This is a genomic window from Streptomyces sp. NPDC044921 (genome assembly GCF_056432865.1).
This window is the reverse complement of sequence record NZ_JBWKIF010000036.1, coordinates 1-20,379: the sequence shown is the minus strand read 5'-3', so window position 1 is coordinate 20,379 and position 20,379 is coordinate 1. Positions and strand designations below refer to the sequence as shown.

General features: G+C 68.4%; 9 protein-coding genes and 2 pseudogenes. 4 read left to right on the top strand and 7 right to left on the bottom strand.

The window, feature by feature from the left end:
* Positions 1-471: 471 nt before the first annotated feature.
* Positions 472-1,317, bottom strand: a pseudogene (locus AC07DA_RS34910) (IS5 family transposase).
* 742 nt (positions 1,318-2,059) lie between these two features.
* On the opposite strand from AC07DA_RS34910, the gene AC07DA_RS34905 reads away from it, so the two are divergent.
* From AC07DA_RS34905 to AC07DA_RS34895, 3 genes are all read left to right on the top strand, one after another.
* The gene (locus AC07DA_RS34905) at positions 2,060-2,440 is read left to right on the top strand and encodes a hypothetical protein (RefSeq protein WP_479132265.1); all 381 of its coding nucleotides are present in this window, start codon (positions 2,060-2,062) and stop codon (positions 2,438-2,440) included.
* Between the two features lie 134 nt (positions 2,441-2,574).
* Positions 2,575-4,602: a YncE family protein gene (locus AC07DA_RS34900; protein ID WP_479132264.1), complete on the top strand. Its 2,028-nt coding sequence runs from the start codon at positions 2,575-2,577 to the stop codon at positions 4,600-4,602.
* A gap of 874 nt (positions 4,603-5,476) precedes the next feature.
* Positions 5,477-5,833, top strand: a complete 357-nt coding sequence (locus AC07DA_RS34895; RefSeq protein ID WP_479132263.1) for an NAD-dependent epimerase/dehydratase family protein — start codon at positions 5,477-5,479, stop codon at positions 5,831-5,833.
* 22 nt (positions 5,834-5,855) lie between these two features.
* On the opposite strand, the pseudogene AC07DA_RS34890 reads toward AC07DA_RS34895, so the two are convergent.
* Both AC07DA_RS34890 and AC07DA_RS34885 read right to left on the bottom strand, forming a co-directional pair.
* A pseudogene (locus AC07DA_RS34890) lies at positions 5,856-6,131 on the bottom strand (leucine zipper domain-containing protein); the annotation flags it as partial.
* A 155-nt stretch (positions 6,132-6,286) separates the two neighbouring features.
* On the bottom strand, positions 6,287-6,475 hold the full coding sequence (locus AC07DA_RS34885) for a DUF1918 domain-containing protein (protein WP_479132289.1): 189 nt from the start codon (positions 6,473-6,475) through the stop codon (positions 6,287-6,289).
* A 615-nt stretch (positions 6,476-7,090) separates the two neighbouring features.
* Here AC07DA_RS34885 and AC07DA_RS34880 point away from each other — a divergent pair.
* Entirely contained in the window at positions 7,091-9,364 is a 2,274-nt protein-coding gene (locus AC07DA_RS34880; RefSeq protein WP_479132262.1) for an MMPL family transporter, read from the top strand.
* 29 nt (positions 9,365-9,393) lie between these two features.
* On the opposite strand, the gene AC07DA_RS34875 is transcribed toward AC07DA_RS34880, so the two are convergent.
* From AC07DA_RS34875 to AC07DA_RS34860, 4 genes are read right to left on the bottom strand one after another with little or no spacing between them, the layout of a single operon-like run.
* Positions 9,394-10,488, bottom strand: a complete 1,095-nt coding sequence (locus AC07DA_RS34875) for a ferritin-like domain-containing protein (protein WP_479132261.1) — start codon at positions 10,486-10,488, stop codon at positions 9,394-9,396.
* A complete protein-coding gene (locus tag AC07DA_RS34870) occupies positions 10,485-11,339 on the bottom strand; it encodes an SDR family NAD(P)-dependent oxidoreductase (protein WP_479132260.1) in 855 nt (284 codons plus the stop codon). The genes AC07DA_RS34875 and AC07DA_RS34870 overlap by 4 nt, the downstream gene beginning before the upstream one ends.
* A gap of 2 nt (positions 11,340-11,341) precedes the next feature.
* The gene (locus tag AC07DA_RS34865; protein ID WP_479132259.1) at positions 11,342-12,730 is read right to left on the bottom strand and encodes a hypothetical protein; all 1,389 of its coding nucleotides are present in this window, start codon (positions 12,728-12,730) and stop codon (positions 11,342-11,344) included.
* Complete coding sequence (locus AC07DA_RS34860; RefSeq protein WP_479132258.1) at positions 12,727-20,160, bottom strand: SDR family NAD(P)-dependent oxidoreductase; 7,434 nt, start codon at positions 20,158-20,160, stop codon at positions 12,727-12,729. The genes AC07DA_RS34865 and AC07DA_RS34860 overlap by 4 nt, the downstream gene beginning before the upstream one ends.
* Between the last annotated feature and the right edge of the window lie 219 nt (positions 20,161-20,379).

Below are 20,379 nucleotides of genomic sequence, written 5' to 3'. Positions count from 1 at the left end.
GCCTACTCCTGGTGATCATCATGGTGTCGGTGACCAACAGCGTTCCGCGCGGCGCGGCGAAGCCCCTCCCCACCAGGTCCGAGGCCAGTGTGGCCTTGGGGTTCGGGCGCCTGAAGCTGTCTACATGTCCGTGCCGCTTCCACCACCGGGGTGCGGTCGGCACGCGGGGTCTCCAGGCGCACCAGGTGCTGTTCATGCCGGTCACCTTGGTGCCCCTGCCGGGCAGGAGCAAACGCGCCGGTCACCCCCACGTGTCCCTGCTCGATCACAGCGACCCGCATGTCGTCTCCCGCCCGTCTGCGTCAGCTCGCTTGTTGCACCGCGGTCGGCCGTCCCGCCCCGGAGCTGACCCGGGCGGCCAGCCGTGCCGAGCACCTTGAGTGACGTGCGCGGGACGGCCGCCAGACGAGTGCGTGTGGGACGCGCGTAGGTTGAAGGCCGAGCTCAGTGGGCTGGGGCCTTTCCTTCGGATCACCTCGCTGACCAGATGAAGATGGCGGCGAGGTGAAGTCCGGCGAGGTAGATGGTGGCCGTCTTGTCGTACCGAGTGAGCCAGGCCGCGCCACTGCTTGAGCTTGCTGATGCAGCGCTCGACCATGTTGCGCTGCTTGTAGGCCTCGCGGTCGAAGGCTGGTGGGCGGCCGCCTCGGCGGCTGAGCCGCTTGCGGTTCGCCGCCTGGTCGGCGGGCTGCGGGATCACCGCCTGGATCCCGCGCCGCCGCAGATGACAGCGGATCGCCCGGGACGAATAAGCCTTGTCGGCCAGGACCGCATCCGGTGTGATCCTGGGGCGGCCGACCCGCCTGGGCACCCGCAAGCGGGTCATGACCTGCTCGAATGCGGGCACATCACCGGCCTGGCCAGGTGTGATGACGAACGCGAGAGGCCGGCAGCGGCCGTCAGCAGCGAGGTGGATCTTCGTGGTCAGTCCGCCGCGGGACGGTCCGAGGGCATGGTCGTCCGACTCGCTGGCCGGGACCGCTTTTTGCGGGCCTCGGCAGCGTGCTGGTGAGCACGGACGATGGTGGAGTGCACGGCGACGACCCAGTCGAGGCCGTCTTCGGCGTCGACCTGGGCCGGCAGGGCGGTGAACACCTTCTCCCCGGTGCCGTCGGCCGCCCACGTCCGCAACCGGTTGTGGGCGCCCTTCCAGGAGCCGAAGTGTTCAGGCAGGTCCATCCACGGTGTGCCGATGCGGTACTTGAACGCGATCGCGTCGATCACCTGCCGGTGATCACGCCACCGCCCACCTCTCTTCCGAGTCCGATCCGGCAACAGCGGCTCAATGCGGACCCACTGGGCGTCAGTCAACGACACACCGGACCAACGATCGGATGATCTGAAGGAAACGGCCTAGTGGCCGCAGTGCCTTGAGCTGCCGTTTGGTGGCTCGCTGCGACCGGGCTCGCGCGCCCCCCGTCCCCGGCTCCATACGTGTCTTCCCAGTGGCTGGAACTGTGTGGTCGAAAACTTCGCACGGCATGCTGCTGGATCACGACTGTGCCGTTTGGTCTCGAGGAAGGTCCGGAGGAGCCCGCGAAACTTCCCTTTCCAGACGGCAGCTGCGGCCGATCCTACCGAAGAAGCCCTTCACCTCATCTTCGATAATACTATTTTCGGATTACGCGATGCTACCATTCGGGCCATTCTGGAAACCTGGGAGAAACTTGGCGGCCGGTAAGGGTAATCCGGACAGCGTGGGGTAGATAAAAACACAAGGATCCTGGTGCACATCGTGATCCGCATGAGGGTTCGGCAGGCGGCAGGCATCGTTTGTGTACGACACGTCCTGGCGTCGGATGGCGACCTCGATGTCTGTTGGGCTCGTTGAATAGGTCTCTGGCCGTCATTGATGCCAGGTGAGAGCGCCCGAAAACAAATCCTCTACGACACCTTGAGGCAGTCACATACCTGCTCGATGCAGCGGATGTCGAGACGGTGTGGCGGAACGGGCCGCAACCTCCAAAACCAAGGTACTTAGAGGACTTCACAGTATCGGTGAAACTAGCGTCGCCAGTATGGGCTATCGCACCCGACGAGAAGGTACGAAGGGAATTCCATGTCGTTCAAGAACATCTTCGACAGCAGTGGAAGTGAAGCCAAGTCCGCCGAAGAGTCCGCTCGCAAGGTGAACGAAAAAATTCCCGGCGCCCGACCCGAACGGGAGGGTGTGGACCCGGAGCTCTACGACGGAATCCCCGAAGTTGCACGCGATCCGAAGATCGTGCGCGAGACGTCTCCAGAGGCGCTCGACATCATGAGCAACTTCATCACCCCGCTCTTCAAGAACACGCAGACGGCATCCGCCAAGCAGCGGGAAGCCAGCGAAAACCCTGCATCCACATCCGGTATGGCCTCGTCGATCAAGAACGAGGCGTCCAACAATGTAGAGGCAGAGATCAAGCCGGAAGATAAGCCGAAGTCCAACGATGAAAAGTAAAAAAGCAAAAACGGAGGGCGGGAAGCGAGACGAAGTAGATGCTCGAAGGCCTGGGGGACGGGCCTGCCGGGAGGCGGGTCGATGTGACAGCAGACAAGGGTCGAGGCCGGGTCCCCTCCCATCCCATGAGTTCCGTGTACAGCAACAACAAAGGCGCCACTCGGGGGCTGACAGGGCTTCCTCATGGTCCGCCAGGCAAACACGTTCGAACCAATCACACGCACGTCACTGAGTACCGCTACACAAGGAGGAAGAAAGATATGGGCGGCGCCACCAAGAACAACGTCAGTACGGCTCACCTCGGCGAGCGGTTTGTACGGCACCCGCTGACCGGCCGGAATCTGAAGGAACTCAAAGTAGCCGACAACGCCGTTAAAATCCTGAAGCGGGATAAGGACAAACTGAAGAGGAAAGCCGAAAGGAAAACATCAGACGGGCAGGACCGGTACATCAGCCCCACCGGGTTCTCTTTGAACAAGGGGCGATTCGGCGAGTTCCCCGAAGGAGAGGGGACCGCGCATCAGCGCGGGTGGATCGCCTACATGACGGTGGGTGTGCCGCTCATCGAGGAACGGGCAGACATCGCGCAGCCCCCTCCCGACGTGATCTCCAAGCAAACGTACGTTAACCGGACCGACCCAACCCCCACCAAGTGGACGCACTCGGTCGAATTTTCCATCCAGAACCAAATCAGCTGGACGCTCCAAGGGCAAGTGCAGCTCACCTTCGGGGCGAAAGCCATCGCGTCACTGCAGCAGCAGCTCCAAAAGAGCATGGCCATGAACCAGTCGCAGAAGACCACCATAAAGCAGAGCCCGAACAACTCGGGCACTGACACGGAGAGCCAGAAACAAAGCACAGATACAACAACAGCCACGAGTACCGCTACGGGGACCGGAGAGCTATCGGCGCAACTGATGCTTGGCATCACTGCGTCCGTCAGCGGTTCGCTGACCACTGCGTTCAAGACAACGTCGACATTGAGCGGCGAAGTCGCCAGCCGGGTGGACGTCCTGGCCACGCAACGACGTCAGGTGAGGAGGTTCGACTACGAATTTCCCATTTCCTTCGGTGGATGGGTCGCTCTGTACTACCCCGAACCAGTAGAGGTCAAGGAGACCAAGCCGGACGGCCCGCAGGCAAAGGAACCGAAATATTCTCAGGTGATCGCCTGGAAACTCGGTGAGAGCGGTACGGCTGCGGAATCCTTTGACCTGACCGACGACGGGAAGCCGTTCACGCAAAAAGGCGAAGCCGAGGTCGTCTCCACCCTCGCCGGAGTGCACGAAGTCTTCGAGCTTGAGAAACTCACCTTCGACAAGAAGTATCACCCTCTGCACAAATCAGAAAGCGAGAAGCAGGAAACATCGAAAAGGGATCCCGTCGAGATCGCCACTGGACTGGGGCAGGCCTACGGGCTCGCGCTGGACCCGGCGAACCAGAAGGCGTACGTCACCGACCGCGGTGGCAGGCTGCACAAGGTGGATCTCACCAGCCGCCGCACGGACTGGGTGGTGGCGAATCTCGGCGACGTCAACGATGTGGCGCTGGACCTGCCAGGCGAAAAGGCCTTCATCGCCGACCACAACGGCAGGCGCCTGATCACGGTGAACCTGGCCGACCCGTCGGCCTCCCCCGTCACGGTCATCCAGGACGTGTACGCCTTCGGCGTCGCCCTGGACCTGCCGGGCAACAAGGCCTATATCACCGACCTCGCCCGAGGGAAGCTGATCGAACTCGACCTGACCAGCCAGCCGGCGATCAGCCGCCGCACCTGGAATGTGCCGCGGGCCGCCGGGGTGGCACTGCACGGAGGCAAGGCCTACGTCGGCCAGTATGACCACGGCGAGCTGTACGAGATCAACTTGAAGTCGGACGGCGACACCGGGCAAAAGGTAGCCTCCGCACTCGGACGCAGCGTCCGCCTAGCCCTGGATGGCGCCGGTAACGCATACCTCTGTGACCCGCACGGCCACAAGCTGCGTGAGGTCGTCGTGGCCAACGACGAGACCAAGGGCCTTCAGCGGGTGGTGGCCGACGGCCTCGGCCCGGTCTGCGGTATCGGGCTGGACCGCGACAACGGCATCATCTACGTCACCAACGAATGGGGCAAACTTCAGCAAGTTCCCGACGTACTGCCCCAGGCCCCGGCGAAGCCGTAGCAGGCGCGACCAGTACGCGGTGGCAGCGTACTGCCCCATGGGTGCACAGTGGTGATCCGACGCCAGGCCAATGCGGTCATCACGCGGGCCCCCAGTACGAGTTGGCCGGCGTCCGGCTGCGGGATCAGCAGGGAGTCAGGCGCGGCCGCCTCAACCCGGCGCCGGGTTGAGGCGGCCAGGACAGCCCGGTGTACAGACGCAGCAGTTCGGTGCGACGTTCGACTGCGGTTGTCCTCATGAGTGGGATCCCTTCAACCGCAGAGCCGTCCCGACACAGCACGCGCCAGAGAGCCACGAAAAACATCCGGACGAACTCACGTCGAAACGACATCCGCGGAAGACGACACAGCCAACGCACCCCGCGGCCACTGACAGCCCGCCGCCCACCCCATGGTCCCGCGGCCGGAATACCGCACGGTCCAAATGACGCTCCCCACCAACTGGTGCCGGAGATCCCCTTCGCCGTGACCGCGCATCGTGATCAGGCGGGATGTTCGTAGACATGGAACCTGGACCGATTACCGCCGAAGTGAGACCACCGTTACGGTTCTGCCATCGATGTTGGATCATTGATGGCGCCCCTGACATCCCTGCCTCTCGCTCAAGATCTCCCAGAGCGTTTCCCACCGCCTTGCTGAGTTGGATCGACAGGCGCGAAGATTCGCGGGTTGTCGAAGCCAGGGGAGGCGCAATGAGTCTAGGAACGGTGGCGATAACGGGCCGGGGGGGACCATCGGCTCCGTGGCGCGGGAGGCGCTGCAAGGCAAGGCGGCGCGGTTGATCCTGCTCGACCGGGTGCCGCTGTGCCAGGAGGCCGAGAGCGAGGATGTGCGCACCGTGGACCTCCGGGACACCGCCGCCGTGGAAGCGGCCCTTGCCGGAGCCGACCGCGTGCTCCCACTTGGGCGGGATACCCGACGAGGCGCCTCTCCCCGATCTGCTCGCAGCCAACGTGCTTGGCACCCACCACGTCCTGGAGGCGGCGCGGCGCCCAGGGATCGAGCGAGTGGTGCTGGCCAGCAGCAACCGGGTGACCGGCTTCTACCCTGCCGCGCACCTCACCCGCCCACAGGAGCCGGTACGCCCTGACGGGCTCTACGGGGTGAGCAAAGCCGCTGTTGAAGCGCTCGGACGCCTGTATGCCGACAAGTCCGGTCCGTCCGTCGTCTGCCTGCGCATCGGCAGCTTCGAGCATCTGCCCACCGATCCCGGCACCTGGCCACCTGGCTGAGCCCGCGCGACGCCGTCGGCTACATCCGGGCAGGGCCGATGCGGTGTTCCCGCCGCAGCCGCAGGGGCTGCTGCTCGACTGCGGCCGGCGTCTGGCGCGGGCTGTGGTGCGGGCGGTTGGAGCGGTCGTGCATCCCGGCCTCATCCAGCTGCCGGTATCGGCCGGCCCAGCGGGCGGCGGTGGTGTGACTGACCCGGATGCGTTCCGCGGCCCGCCGCAGCGGCCAGCCGTCCTCCACGACACACCGGGCCGGACGCAGCCTCCCGGTCGGCGTCAGCAGGGCATCACGGCGGGACACGAGGGCCTCCCGAGCTTCGGCGGTACATGTCGCAATCCACACCGAACCCAGAAGGCCCTCACCCGTTCAAGCACCCATCACGCGTGTCACCAACGTCCCGGGGCAGCACAGCTATGGCGTGTCCAACGATCCCATCTCAACCCGAGGACGGCTATTCAGACCTCGTTGGGCTCAATGACGGCGTCGGGCCCTGAGTACACCAGTTGTTCATGACCATCATCGAAGCGGACCACGTAGGGCGGGCTCCCGTCCGGACCGCGTACTTCGATGATCTCTCCCTGTCGGTCGGCCTGGCCCACGACGTGGCCGTGGACAAGGAGGCGATCGCCCACATTCGCGTGCATCGGCATCAGATGTGCCCCTTCCTGCCACCTGTGAGTGGCGGGCGTCCCCCTTCCCTGGAAGTCCGACCTGCACGCGGCATTCCGGCACGAATAGCCCGGGCGGGTGATGGTCCGATGCTGTTGGGAATCCGGCTGGCGCTGCACCCACCGGACAGGCGCTAGGTTCTGTCGTCAAATGTCATGCCTACATCCGGAGTGAGGCGAGGGTGACGGCTGCTTTCCAGGACTGGGCGGTCTTGTCGTAGCGGGGGCATCACCGCCAGCACGAACGACGCCGCACTCCACCCATTGCCCGTCACCAACTGCAGCCCATCGAGCCCCATTCCGATCTCCCCCGGCCCAGGCACACGACCTTGAACCTCAACGGGCGGCCGACCGGCGCGAGCAGTCGGGCTCTCAGCCGTCGGAATCGTCCTGTTCACCTGAACGTGGGGGATCCCCGCGCCCTCTCGCGTACGCAGTCCGGTGAGCACCATGATGTCGTCAGAGCCGGTGTACCCGAAACTCGATTTGTGACAGGGGTCGTTGATGCTGGTGACGCGGGAAGCCGTGGCTGAGCCCCCCGCAGCTGGCGAATCGAAGCGGCATTGGGCTGTGGTTCGACGGTGGCCGATCGTGCTGGTCGCTGCACTCGCCGTACTCATGAGTCTCCCGGTGTCGCTGGGTCTGGGCGACCGGCTGGTCGATGGGGGGTATCTGGATCCCGCCGCCGAGTCGAGCCGCGCCGAGCGCTTGTTGGCCGATCGCTATGGGGCCGTACCGGCCAAACTTCGGCTGACCGCCCGGTCCACGCAGTCGGTTCGGGAGGGCGCAACGGGCGAGGCGGGCCGGGACCTCGTACGCCGTCTGGCCGCTGTACCGGGGGTTCTGTCGGTGGCATCCCCGTGGACCGTGCCTCAGCGGCAAGCCGACGAACTGCTGTCGCGGGACGGGCGCTCCGCGCTGCTGGAGGTAGGGATCGGCGGTGACGACGAGCAGGCCGGGCGGACGGCGTCCCGGGTCATTGAGCGGTACACCGGGAATCTGGGGCCCCTACGAATCGAAGCGTCTGGACGGCTCCTGGTCAACCGCTACGCGGAGGAGCGCAGCCAGCGGGATCTGATTACCTCGGAGATGATCGGAATTCCGTTGGTGGCCATCGCGCTGGTACTCATCTTCGGTTCGTTTACCGCCTGTTTGCTGCCGCTGGCCATGGGGCTGGTCAGCATCTCGGGGGCGCTAGCGGTGCTGTCTCTGCTTGCCGACCGACTCCAAGTGTCCGTCTTCGCCCCGAATATCGTCACCGCGCTGGGCTTTGGCCTTGCCGTCGACTACAGCCTGATCATGGTCAGCCGGTTCCGGGAGGAGATCACGAGAGGCGCGGGGACGGCAGAGGCCGTCGCCTCGACCGTGCGCACGGCCGGGCGGACCGTTGTGGTCTCCGCCGCCGTCGTCGGGCTCTCGCTGTCTGCCTTGCTGTTTTTCCCCGCGCCGTTCTTCCGGTCGCTGGGCGCCGCGTCGATGGCGGTGGTCGCGCTGGCCGGAGTCGGTGCCCTGGTCCTGCTACCGGCGCTGCTGGCCTTGCTGGGGAACCGCCTGGGCACAAGGGGTGGGATCCTGCGCCGACGCAGTCCAGTCCGCAGGCAGCATTCGTGGGAGTGGCTGGCAGGACAGGTGCTGCGCCGCCCCGCCGCCGTGGCTACCGTCGTGTCCGTCGTGCTGCTCGCGCTGGCTGCGCCCCTCGCGGGGGCGCGAACCGGTTTCATCGACGAGTCATGGCTGGCCCGCCAGGCGCCGCCGCGGGCTGCGGCCGAACGCGCCGCTGAAGACTTTCCCGCACTGCGGGGCTCCACCGTCACGGTGCTGTTCCCGAGCCTGCGACCAGGCACAGCCGCGGCCGCAGGGGTGGACGAGAGGCTGGCCAAACTCGACTCCGTAACCGCCGTGCTGGGGCCGTATCCGACCACCACGGCCGGCGGGCGGACGGCTGGCGTCGGCCGGGAGGAGGTCTCGAGTCGTGTCCCCGCCGACAACGACGTTCCCAGTAAGGTTCCCGGCCATGCGGACGCCCGTGCTCAAGCGGAGACTCCAGAGCGTAGAGAGGCCCCCGGCCATGCAGCCGCCCCCAATCGCGTGGCAACGGGTTTCGAGCGCGCTCCGCAAACCGGCGTCTGGTACACCGTCACCACCTCCGCCTCCCCGTACAGCGGCCCGGCACGGGACCTCGTCGCCGCGGTGCGCACGCTGCCCGGCCCTGGGCCTGTGATGGTCGCGGGCGAGACGGCTGCGCTGGTGGACATGCGGCGCAGCCTGGCTCTGCACCTGGGCTGGGCCGCCGTGCTGATCACGCTCGCAGTCGGCGTGCTGCTCTTCCTGTACACCGGAAGTCTGCTCGTGCCGGCCAAGGCCATCCTGATGAACCTGCTCACCCTGGCGGCCACCATGGGCGCGATGGTTGTGCTGTTCCAGGACGGGGAACTGTCCGCCCGGCTGGGAGGGTCAGCCACCGGGCATTTGGACCCGATGATCCCGGTGGTCGTGTTCTGTGTGGCGTTCGGGGTGTCCATGGACTACGAAATCTTCCTCGTGGCCCGGATCCGCGAGGAGTACCTGCGCTCGGGAGACAACGGCGCGGCCGTCGCGGCCGGGCTGCGCCGCACCGGTCCGCTGATGACCGCAGCAGCCCTCACTTTGATCATCGTGATGGGTGCCTTGGTCTCCTCGTCCCTGACAGTGCTTCAGCTGCTGGGTGCGGCACTGGCCCTCGCCGTGGCCATCGACGCCACGCTCGTTCGCTGTCTGCTGGTACCGGCCCTGATGGGTCTGGCTGGACGTTGGAACTGGTGGGCGCCCGCTGCCCTGCTGCGGGCCCGCGCGGTCCTGCTGCCACGGGACCGCATGGACCGCTGATGCAGGCATGCCGAGGACGGCGGGAAGGCTCAGGCCTCGGAACCCCATTCGATGGCCTGGGCCACCTCCTCGCGCCGCGCGGCCTCCTCACGCTCGAAGCGAGCCCGGTCCAGTCGCTCAGCCTGGTGCTCGTCGTCCGCCATCAGCAGCTCCAGACCGGTGCCGCCGAGGTCGAGCACGCCCAGGTCGGCGAAGGCTCGCCGTAGCCTTTCGCCCAGCAGTCCGATGTCCTTGACGCAGGGCACGATCCGCCGGAACAGCAGCTTGCGGAAGAAATGCGTGAACTCGGACTGCTCGGTCAGGCCGACGGCCTCCTGCCGGGGGATACCGAAGTTTTCCAGCACTTCGAGGCCCAGGAAGCGGTTCCGCATCAGGTAACAGCCCTCGACGACGAAGTCCTCGCGCTCGCGCACCTCGGCCTGACTGAGCTGGGCGTAATGGTCGCGCAGGGCCATCCTGCCGAAGGCCACGTGACGGGCCTCGTCCTGCATCACGAACGTGAGGATCTGACGGGGCAGCTCCTTGTCCGTGGTGTCACGCAACATGCCGAAGGCGGCGAGGGCCAGACCCTCGATCAGGACCTGCATTCCGAGGTACGGCATGTCCCAGCGCGAATCGCGGAGGGTGTCACCGAGGAGCGACTGGAGGTTGTCGTTGATCGGATAGACCAGGCCGATCTTCTCTCGGAGGAAGCGGCTGTAGACCTCTGCGTGCCGCGCCTCGTCCATGGTCTGGGTGGCGGAGTAGAACTTCGCGTCCAGGTCTGGGGCCGCCTCCACGATCCGGGCGGCGCACACCATCGCACCCTGCTCACCGTGAAGGAACTGGCTGAACAGCCAGGACGCGTAGTGGCGTCGCAGTTCGGCGCGCTCGCGCTCGGCCATGCGCCGCCAGTGATGCGTGCCGTACAGCGGGATCAGTTCGTCTGGAGTGCCGAGCGCGTCGTGGGGATCGACATCGATGTCCCAGTCGATACGCAGATCCGAGTCCCACTGCTTGTCCTTGCCCTTCTGGTACAGCGCCAGCAGCCGCTCCCGGCCCTGGCCGTACTCCCAGTTGAAGCGAGCCGCGCCGGAGGAGGGAACCTCCCAGGTGGACGGGGGCTGAGCATCTGTTGCCGTCATAGCTTCTCCTCCTGTAGGGGCCGCAGGGGATCGCCGCGGTCGGGTACGTCGGCGCCGGCATGGCCCAGGTCCCAGGCGTCCGTACGGCTGAGGTCCCAGCACAGCGGCAGCACCAGGGCGCGCGGCAGGTGCCGCATGGCCTGTACGACCGCCCGGTACCGGCGTCCGGGTACGCACACCACCCGGCCGCGCCGCAGGTCGCGCAGGGCCGTGGAGGCGATCCGGTCGGCGGGCAGCCACATCCAGGACGGGAAGTGCGCGGTGTCGACATCATTGCGCTCGTGCAGGGCTGTACGGGTGTAGCCGGGCAGTACCGCGAGCACGCGGACTCCCGCCTGGCGTACACCCTTGGACCGGCCGACGGACTCGCTGAAGGCGATGACCCATGCCTTGCTGGCCGGATAGCTGCTGGCCAGCCACGAGGGCCCGCACCCGGCGACCGAGGCCACGTTCACGATCGCGCCGCCGCGGGCCCGGAGCATGCGCGGCAGGGCGGCGTGGGTGAGCCGCATCACGGCCCTGATGTTGAGGTCGAGCAGGGCGCTCTCCTCCACCACGGACGTGGTGGGGAACGGGCGGCCCAACACCGTCCCGGCGTTGTTGACCAGGACGTCCACGGGCGGGCCGGAGTGCAGCCGCTCCTCCACCGCGGCGCAGCCCTCTGCGGTGGCCAGGTCGGCAGAAAGGACATCGACGTGTCGGCCGGTGTCCGCCCGCAGCGTGCGGGCGGTCCGTTCCAGCGGGTCCGGGGCGCGGGCGACGAGCACGAGGTCGTGCCCGTCCCGCGCGAGGTGGCGCGCGAAGGCCTCCCCGATTCCCGAACTCGCTCCGGTGACCAGTGCGAGGGCCATGGTCAGACCGGCTGCTCGATGTGGTCGGGACGGAAGTCCACGGAGGCGGCGAAGACATCGAGCAACCCGCTCAGTGGCTCGGCCGGCAAACCGGGTTTCCACAGCTCCACGGCCATCTCACCGTGGTAGAGCATCGGCCAGCGCACGTAGAGCCGGGCGTCGTCGGCGTCACGTACGGCCCGGGAGCGGCGTACGGTGTCGGCCGCGACCTCGCCCATCAGGTCGGTGCCGCAGCCGAACCCGTACGGATAGCGCTCCCGGTCCGGCGGCACCGTCTCGATGTGTGCCGAGTCGGCCCGCTCGACCCCCACGTGGGCGTGGATTCCGGCTCGGATCAGGGGCACTTCGCGCTCGCCGTCCGGGCGGGGCACCCACGCCCCCGACGTGGTACGGCTCACCCGGACTTTGGGCACCGCGTGCAGGAAGGCCCGTACCTCCCAGGCCTCCACCGAGGGACCCAGCGGGTGGCAGCCTTCCGGCGCGAGGACCCGCAGGGGGCTGTCAGGCGGGTCGAGCGCCACCATGGTGATGTCGTCGCGGCCGAGCGTCCGCTTGTCGACATCCCAGCTACCGGACGCGCTCACCACCAGGGCATCGAGCTCGGGGTCGACGAGGAAGAGCATGCCTTCGCTCAGCCGCTTCCAGCCCATGTACGCCTCGTACATACGGGCCAGTTCGGACGACACGTACCGGCCGATGTCGACAGGCTCGGGCAGAAGGTTCAGTTCGCCCATGACCCGGCCCGCGCGGGCGAGCTGCCCGGGCGCAGGACTGGCCTCCCAGACGCGGGCCGGTACGGCGTCGGGCACTACCTCGCAGGCATCGGCCACCTCGCGGGAGCAGGCCGCGGTCACGAGGCGGTCGCGCATCCGGTCCGGGATGTGCTCCCTCTCCGTAGGGTGCCCGCCTTCCAGCGTGCACAGGGTGGCCTCGGCGACCTCGCCGGGCTGCTCGCCCCGGGAGACGAACAGCACCTTGGGAGCCGCCATCCGGGCCATGGCGGTACGTGCGGTGGCGACGACCGCCTTGTGCGGCAGGCCGCTCAGTCGCTCCGGCACCTCGACGAGGACGACGACCTGCCGCGAACCGACCCGCAGCCCATGTTCCTGACACGCCGCCACAGCAAGCGGCGGCACCTGCTCAGGCAGCCGCTCGTGCAACGGAACAGGGCTCTCCGGGACACGGGCGGCCACCAGCAACAGGTCTACATCGCCGTGCGAGGTGTCGACCACGGTGTGGCCCTGCTCCTCGAAGGCGGCAACGAGCTGTTGTACGAAGGCCGCCAGAGTCGGGGCGGCGTGCTCGGCGCCGACGACCTGCACGAGGCAGGGGCGCCACCAGGGCAGCCCGGCCAGGTCGGGGAGGGCGGAGGCAAGGGGTGCGGCAGTCATCGGTCTCCTCGGATCAGGGGCAGCACCCGGCGGGCGAGGTCGTCGAGCGATCCCGCGGAAATCAGCTCCAGTACCGCGATGTCGCAGCCAAGCCGCTTGCGAACCATGACGGAAAGCTCGACGACCATGAGGGAGTCCAGACCCAGCCGGTCGAGCCTGCAGGTGCGGTCGACGCGTTCGGCCGACGTCTGTAGAACCTTCGCCACCAGTTCGGCCAACACTTCTGCGACCGCCTCGGCGCCCTCCTCCGGGGTGAGAGCCTCCAGTCGGGTCTGCACCTCCTCCACGCTCTCCGCCCCGGAGCGCGCACCGCTCTCGTCACCGCCCTCGAACAGGCCGGCGTCGAGAGCCGGGAAGAACTGCCGGATGCGCTGCCAGTCAAGACGGCCGACGATCGCCGACTCGCTGTGGCGAACGATGAGCTCATTCAGGACACGCCAGCCTTCCCGCGGGTCCAGAGCGCCCACGCCGCCGCGCTCCATCTTGTCCAGCAGGCCCGTCCGCTCAACGTATCCAGTACCCCGGATGTTGCCCCACTGCACGGCGAGGCCCGGCAGCGCGGCGCGGCGCCGCTCACGCACCACCGCTTCGCCGAAGGCGTTGGCGGCACAGTAGGGCCCCTGATGGCGGTTGCCGACCAACGCACTGACCGACGAGCACACGACGAAGAAGTCCAGCTCCTCGTCCCGGGTCGCGCGGTCGAGAGCCAGCGTGCCGGCGACCTTGGGGCGCAGGACCGCGGCGAACCGTTCCGGGGACAGCTCTGTCAGCGGGGCGTCGTCGATGTGCATGGCCGCATGGAGGACTCCGCGCACCGGGTGCCCGCTGTCCCGTGCCTCCGCCAGGATGCGGGCGACGGTTCCCGGTTCGGCGACGTCGGCCGCGTGGGCGCGCACCTCGACGCCCCGCGCGGCCAGCCGCTCGAGGAGACCGGCGCCCTCGGGTGTGGCGGCGCCGCGGCGGCCGACGAGCACCAGATGGCGGGCGCCCCCCTCGGCCAGGAACTCGGCGAACGCCGCGCCCAAACCGGAGAACCCGCCGGTGACCAGGTAGGAGGCATCGGGACGCAGGGACAGGACGCCCACGTCCGCGGCCGTGACCGGCGGAGCCTGGGCAAGGTCGACGACGACCTTGCCGATGTGCTTGGAGTGCAGCAGGTTCTGGAAGGCCTCCGTGACCCGGTCGGCTGCGTAGACCTGGTGGAGCAGCGGCTCGTACCGCCCGTCGCTGATACGACGGGTCAGCTCCGCGAACTGGCCGGCGGCCGTCTGCGGTGACTGCTCGGCCAGACTTCCCACGTCGACGCCGAAGTAGGCGATGTTGTTGCGGAACGGTCCCAGCAGCAGCGGGGAGTTGGCGTACAGGTCGCGCTTGCCCAGTTCGACGAACCGGCCGCCGGGACGCAGGCACTCCAGTCCGCGCGCGATACCCTCCCCGGCCAGCGAGTTGAGGACGACATCCACGCCCCGGCCCTCGGTGGCTACGAGCACCTCCTCTGCGAAAGCGAGGTCGCGGGAGTCGACGACGTGGCGCACCCCGAGGCTGCGCAGTAGCCGGCGCTTGGCGGGCGTTCCGGCAGTGGCGATCACCTCGGCGCCCAGGCCCAGGCCGTACTGGATCGCCGCGAGCCCCACTCCGCCCGCGCCGCCGTGGACCAGGACCACCTCACCGGAGCGCAGCCGGGCCATCTCCTCCAGCGCGTACTGAACGGTGAGGAACACGGCAGGCAGGGTGGCCGCCTCGGTCAATCGCATGCCCTCGGGCACAGGGCCGGCCTGGTCGGCGCGGACCACCACATGCGAGGCGAGGCAGCCGTAGCCGGATGCGTAGACCCGGTCGCCGGCGGAGAAGCCGTGCACGCCCGCCCCGGTGTCGGTGACGACACCGGCGCACTCCAGGCCAAGACGTGGTCCCCCGTGATCCGGGGCGTGCTCGTCCGGGACCAGTCCGGTGGCGACCATGACGTCGCGGTAATTGAGGGCGGCGGCCGCGACCTCGATCAGCAGTTCTCCCTGGCCCGGTCGTGGCAGGGCCTCCTCGACCCAGCTCAGCCGATGCCCGAGTCCGGGGTCGTGCAGCTGCAACCGGTAGCCGCCTCCCCCCGGGCGAGTGGGCGTCCTCTCGGTGATCAGCATGGGGCGGAAGCGGCCCTCCGCGGTCAGGACACGCTCCGAACCGCCTTCGCGGACGCCTAGTTCCCCGGCCAGACGGTCCGCGTCACGGTCAAGGTCACCGGTGGGTTCGAGGGAGATCCTGTGGACCCGTACGCCCGGGTACTCGTTTCCGAGCACCCGCCCGAGACCCCACATGGGTGCGTCGGCCGGGCTGAGGGGACGCTCCGGAGCAGGAAAGAGTCCTGCGGGCGGCGTGACGATCCACAGCTCGGCTTGCGCGGCGGCCAGTTCGCCGGTCAGGTCACGCAGCGCTCGAGCACGGGCGACGGTCAATCGGCCCACGTGCTCAGGGCTGCCGGAGTCCCGGGGAGCCTCGCCACCCGGCGTCTCCGGGAGGGATCCGGCGTCCAAGAGGACCACGGCGCGCAGTGGCGCCCCGGGCTCACCCGCGGGAAGCTCCGACAGGCGCAGCCCCTCGCGCAGCTCGGTCACCGGCGCAGCCAGTCGTGTGGCTACGGCTTCCCCGAGCGCGCGCGATGCGGATTCCGTGATGACGGCCCAAGTCCCCTCGGCCGGAGCAGGCGTCGGCGCGGGTGGCGAGGCATTCGTGCGAGGTGAGCGACAGGCGAGCAGGACGGTGTTGTCCGCACGCTCCGGATCCGGTACCACGCCCGTGTACCCCACCTCTGCGAAGCCCGAACTCGTCAGGCACTCCGTCCAGAGGTTCCTGGACAGCAACGGAGACCCACCCCGGCGCTCGTCGGTGCAGGCCCAGTACTCGTCGAGCAGCCCGAACAGCGAGCCGACCAAGTCCTCATCGAGGCTTTCCAGGCCGAGTAGCAGACCGCCGTCGGCGAGCAGACGTCCCACCCGCTCGGCGGAGTGCCTGACATGGGCGGTGGCGTGCAGCACGTTGGCCGCGAGAACAAGGTCGAACTGGCCTTCGGTGAATCCCTGCTCCTCCAAATCCTTGTCGAGGTCGAGGACGCGGTACGAGATGAAGTCGTAGTCCCGGAAGCGTGTTTCGGCGCGGGCGAAGAACGCCGAACTGACGTCGGTGAAGGTGTAACACGTGCGGTCGGCCGGGAGAACTGACAGGACAGCTCCCGTCAGGCCACCTGTACCGGCGCCCAGTTCGAGGATCCGCAGCGGGCGGCCCTGTGGCCAGTGGCGGACGATCTCGCGCACCAGGTCGCGGGCGTAGAGGTTGTGCAGCCTCAGCTGCGGCGAATCGCTGTACAGCTGGGTCATCAAATGCTGATCGGCGCCTGCAAGGAGCATCTCGCGCGGGTCGGCCTTACCGCGGAGGAGGTCAGCCAGCTGCGGACGACCCAGGTTGAAAACGACGCTTGCCGCCGCCCAGTCGGGCAGCTCCCGCAGCTGAGCCCGGACCTGTGCGTCGGGGTCGGGCGGGGTCTCGGTGAAGCGCCAGCGGGAGGGCGTCTGTGGCCTGCTGGGCGCGAGCGTGCCGCTGTCGCAAGCAGCGCGGACGAGCAGTTCCAGCAGGGGCATGTACGCGGCGCGCACCCCCGCCGCTCGAAGCTCCAGCGTGCCGAACTCCCTCTGTGCGGGCAGGAGCTCGGCAAAGGCGCGGGTTGCGTAGTGGCCGAGCGCAAGCCAGTTGCCCGCGGCGAATCGCGGATACCGGTCGTCCGCGATCTCGGTGAGCCGCCGCCGTTCCTCACGCGTGGCGGCCAGCAGGGCGTCAGGGGAAGGAAGGTGCACCGCGGCCGGCGAGGCGGTGGCCGGAGCTGCGCGCAGAGCGATCTCGTACCGTCCGAGAGCGGTCCCGGCCTGGTCGAAGCGGCGCAGACGACAGCCTGTGAGTTCCATGCTCACCTCGCCGTCCTCGTCCAGCACACGCAAGTCCCACACCGCTTGGCGGTCGCCGAGGGTGCGGGCGGTGACGTGGACGAAGCCGCTGTCCGCGGGACGGCGCCAGAACCGGACGCCGTCGATGCCCGCGGGCAGGAAGAGGTGCCCGTCCGCGAGGGCGGCCAGCAGCGGCGCACCGGTCTGGAGGGCGCCGTCCAGCAACGCCGGGTGGGCCAGGTAGCCGGAGGTGTCGGCCTGGACGCGGTAGGCGGAAAGGGCCTCGCCGCCCCCGGCCCGCAACTCGGTGAGCACCTGGAACGCGGGCCCGTGCACCATCCCGGCCCGGGACAGCGCCGCGTAGTGCTCGGCCACGGCTCCCGGCCGGGCCTCCAGGCGGGCCATTACGCCCGCGATGCCGATGCGCTCCGGGGCCGCCCGGTGCAGCCGCCGCACCCGGCCACGGGCGTGCGGCAGCCACGTGCCGGTCCGCCCGGTGCGACTGGCGACCTCGACTGCCCCGGTGTGCGGATGGAGGGAGGTCTGCAGCAGCAGTTCGTCGGTGCTGTCCTCGCCAGGCAGCACACAGGCCGCCGTGAACAGCAAGTCCGTCACCTCCAACACGTCCGTGCCGAGCGCCTCGCAGCCCGCCTCCAGTGCCGCCTCCGCGTAGGCGGTGCCCGGCAGCACGGGGGTGACGCCCACTCGGTGATCGTCCAGCCACGGAGTGCGGGCCGAGGTCAGCGGTCCGTGCCAGGTCGGTGCGGCCACCGCGGCGCGCTGGCCCAGCAGGAGTCGGGGCACTGTGCCGTCGCTCGTGACCCGGCCCCACCAGTCCGGTGCGCCGTTCCAGTGCCGCTCGCGTTGCCAGGGGTAGGCTGGCAGGTCCACCACGCGTCCCGCGCGCGGCAGGAGGGCATCCAGGTCGACCTCGGCACCCGCCGCCAGGGCGTGGGCGGCCGCCGTACGGACCGCCGCGGGCCCGTCCCCGCGCCGGGTGCACGTGCGGATCACGGCCACCGAGCGCTCGCGGCGGCGTAGCCCGAGGCGCTTGAGGTACGGACTGAGCACCGCGTGCGGGCCCACATCCATCAGGACGTCGGCGCCCAGATCCAGAAGGGCGTCCACGGCCGGGCCGAAGAGCACCGGACGCCGCACGTTGTGCCACCAGTACGCCGCATCCAGCTGCTCATCCTGCGTCAGCAGCGCGCCGGTGACCGTCGACGCGAACGGCAGTCGGGCCGGCTGGGAACGCACAGCAGCCAGGGACGCACGCAGCGGTTCCTCGATGAGGTCCATCTCGCGGCTGTGGAATGCGTAGTCGAGGTCGAGGGGACGGAAGAAGACGCCGCGCTTGCCTAGTTCGACGCCGAGCGCAGCGAGAGCCTCGCTGTCCCCCGCGACTGTGGTGTCGCAATGAGTATTGACCCCGGCCAGCTCAAGGCGGCTCCCGTAACGGAGGAGTTCCTTGAGCACGTCCTCCTCGGACAGGCCCACCGCGGCCATGGTGCCCTTGCCCGCGGTGACGGCCTGGGCGCGACTGCGGTAGGCAACCACCCGCGCGGCGTCCTCCAGCGACAGTGACCCGGCGGTGTACGCGGCGGCAATCTCGCCGACGCTGTGCCCGGTGACCGCCGCGGGGCGAATACCGCGGGCCGCGAGCAGTTCCACAAGACCGAGTTGGAAGGCGAACAGCAGAGGCTGGGCCACTCTCGTGTCGCGGATCCGGGACCGTTCGGCGTCAGCGGTCATCTCCTCGGCAACGGACCAGTCGAGATGGCGGCCGAGCTCGGTGTCCACCGCTTCGATCGTCTCCCGGAACACCGGCTCGGCGGCGAGCAGGTCGGCCCCCATACCCGCCCACTGCGAGCCATTGCCTGCGAAGGCGAAGATGATTCTCCCGTCGCCGACCGCCTGCGCGGAGGACAACCCGGGCGCCGGGCGTTCCGCGCGGGCCGCACCGCGTAGCGCCTGCGCCGCCTCCTGCGCAGTGGAGGCAAGCAGCGCTGTGCGGTATGGGTGATGGGTGCGGCGGCGGGTCGCGGTATGGGAGACGTCGTAGAACTCCCCGGCACCACAGGTCCCCAGCCGGTCCGCCATTCGGCTGCAGGAGTCGGCGAGCGCTTCGGGCGTACGCGCTGAGACGACCAGGGGCAACGGCTCCGTGACGGCTGTGATGCCCGGCGCCGCCGGGACGGGAGGGGGTGCCAGTACCACGTGAGCGTTGGCGCCACCGAATCCGAAGGAGTTCACACCGACAACGGACTCGGCGCTCACCTCCACGGATTCCGCTGTGACCGTCGGCCGGAGCTGGAGTTGGCCGAAGTCGATTGCAGGGTTGAGTTGCCCGGCATGAAGGGTGGCCGGCACCGTGCGGAGACGGAGCGTCAATAGAGCCTTCAGCAGCCCGGCTACACCCGAACCGGCCTCCAAATGACCCATATTGGACTTTACCGAGCCGATCAGAAGCGGCCCCGCAGTGCGGTGCCGCGCGAGGGCCTCGCCGATGGCGGTGCACTCGATGGGGTCGCCCACCGGGGTGCCTGTCCCGTGGGCCTCCAGGTACACGAGCCGGTCGGGCGAGATCCCGGCGTCGCCGTACACCCGCTCCAGCAGAAGCCGTTGCGCCTTGCCGTTGGGCAGGGCGAGCCCCGCAGTGCGGCCGTCGTTGTTGGTGCCGCTCGCCACGATCACCGCGTGCACGCGGTCTCCGTCCACCAGGGCCTGGGGCAGGGGTTTGAGCAGCAGCAGACCACCACCCTCAGCCCGCACGTAACCGTCGGCGTCGGCGGAGAAGGCTCGGCATCGCCCCGTCGGCGAGAGCATCGACGCGTCGGAAAACCCGCTGAAGACATGTGGATCGAGCAGCACGTTGACGCCGCCGGCCAGGGCCAGGGCGGACTTGCCTGTGCGGAGGTGCTCGCAGGCCTGGTGGACGGCGGTCAGGGCCGAGGAGCAGGCGGTGTCGACGGTCACACTCTGGCCGTGCCAGTCAAGCAGGTGGGAGATCCGGTTGGCGGTGTTGCCGCCGGCCGTCCCCGACATGGTGTAGGCGTTGCCCGAGTCGGGGCGTGTGGCCTGCAAAGCTCCGAAGTCCTTGCTGGAGCAGCCGATGAACACGGCGCCGTCCGCGCCCGCGAGGCGTTCGGCGTCCGCGCCCGCGTCGTCCAGGGCCTCCACGGCGAGTTCCAGCAGCAGTCGCTGCTGCGGGTCCATGCGGGACGCCTCGCGGGGAGAGATCCAGGAGAAGTACCCGCAATCGAAACCTGTGATGTCATCGAGGAAGCCCCCCGCCACGGTGTAGGTGCGGCCCGCTCTGCGACGGCCCCCGTCCAGGAATTCGGCGACGTCGAATCGGTCCGGCGGAACGCTGGAGACGACATCGCGGCCTGACATCAGGAGCGACGCAAGATCGTCTAAGCCTCGAACACGGCCCGGGAGCCGGCAGGCTACGCCCACAACCGCAATCGCCGCCGATGGCTCAATGGTATGGCCTTCCCGCATTCAGCTCTCCTCAGTGGAAGGGACTGGACGAACTAGCCGTCGGCAGCGCCCCGGTCGGTCCGCACGGACCAAGCGGAGCCTACGGGGACCTGCGGCTACGAGATGCCCGCTTTCACCCGTACGGCCTAGTACTGCAACGGTCCTTGCCGTGACTGATGGCCAGGTCGGTCGTTGGTGTGGTTATGGGTGGGGACCTTGCTGATGTCAGGCTGTGGGCGG

Excerpts from the sequence above, each read along its gene's own strand:
- AC07DA_RS34905 (WP_479132265.1), top strand. The coding sequence starts at position 2,060 with ATGTCGTTCAAGAACATCTTCGACAGCAGTGGAAGTGAAGCCAAGTCC.
- AC07DA_RS34885 (WP_479132289.1), bottom strand. The coding sequence starts at position 6,475 with ATGCACGCGAATGTGGGCGATCGCCTCCTTGTCCACGGCCACGTCGTG.
- AC07DA_RS34875 (WP_479132261.1), bottom strand. The coding sequence starts at position 10,488 with ATGACGGCAACAGATGCTCAGCCCCCGTCCACCTGGGAGGTTCCCTCC.
- AC07DA_RS34870 (WP_479132260.1), bottom strand. The coding sequence starts at position 11,339 with ATGGCCCTCGCACTGGTCACCGGAGCGAGTTCGGGAATCGGGGAGGCC.
- AC07DA_RS34865 (WP_479132259.1), bottom strand. The coding sequence starts at position 12,730 with ATGACTGCCGCACCCCTTGCCTCCGCCCTCCCCGACCTGGCCGGGCTG.
- AC07DA_RS34860 (WP_479132258.1), bottom strand. The coding sequence starts at position 20,160 with ATGCGGGAAGGCCATACCATTGAGCCATCGGCGGCGATTGCGGTTGTG.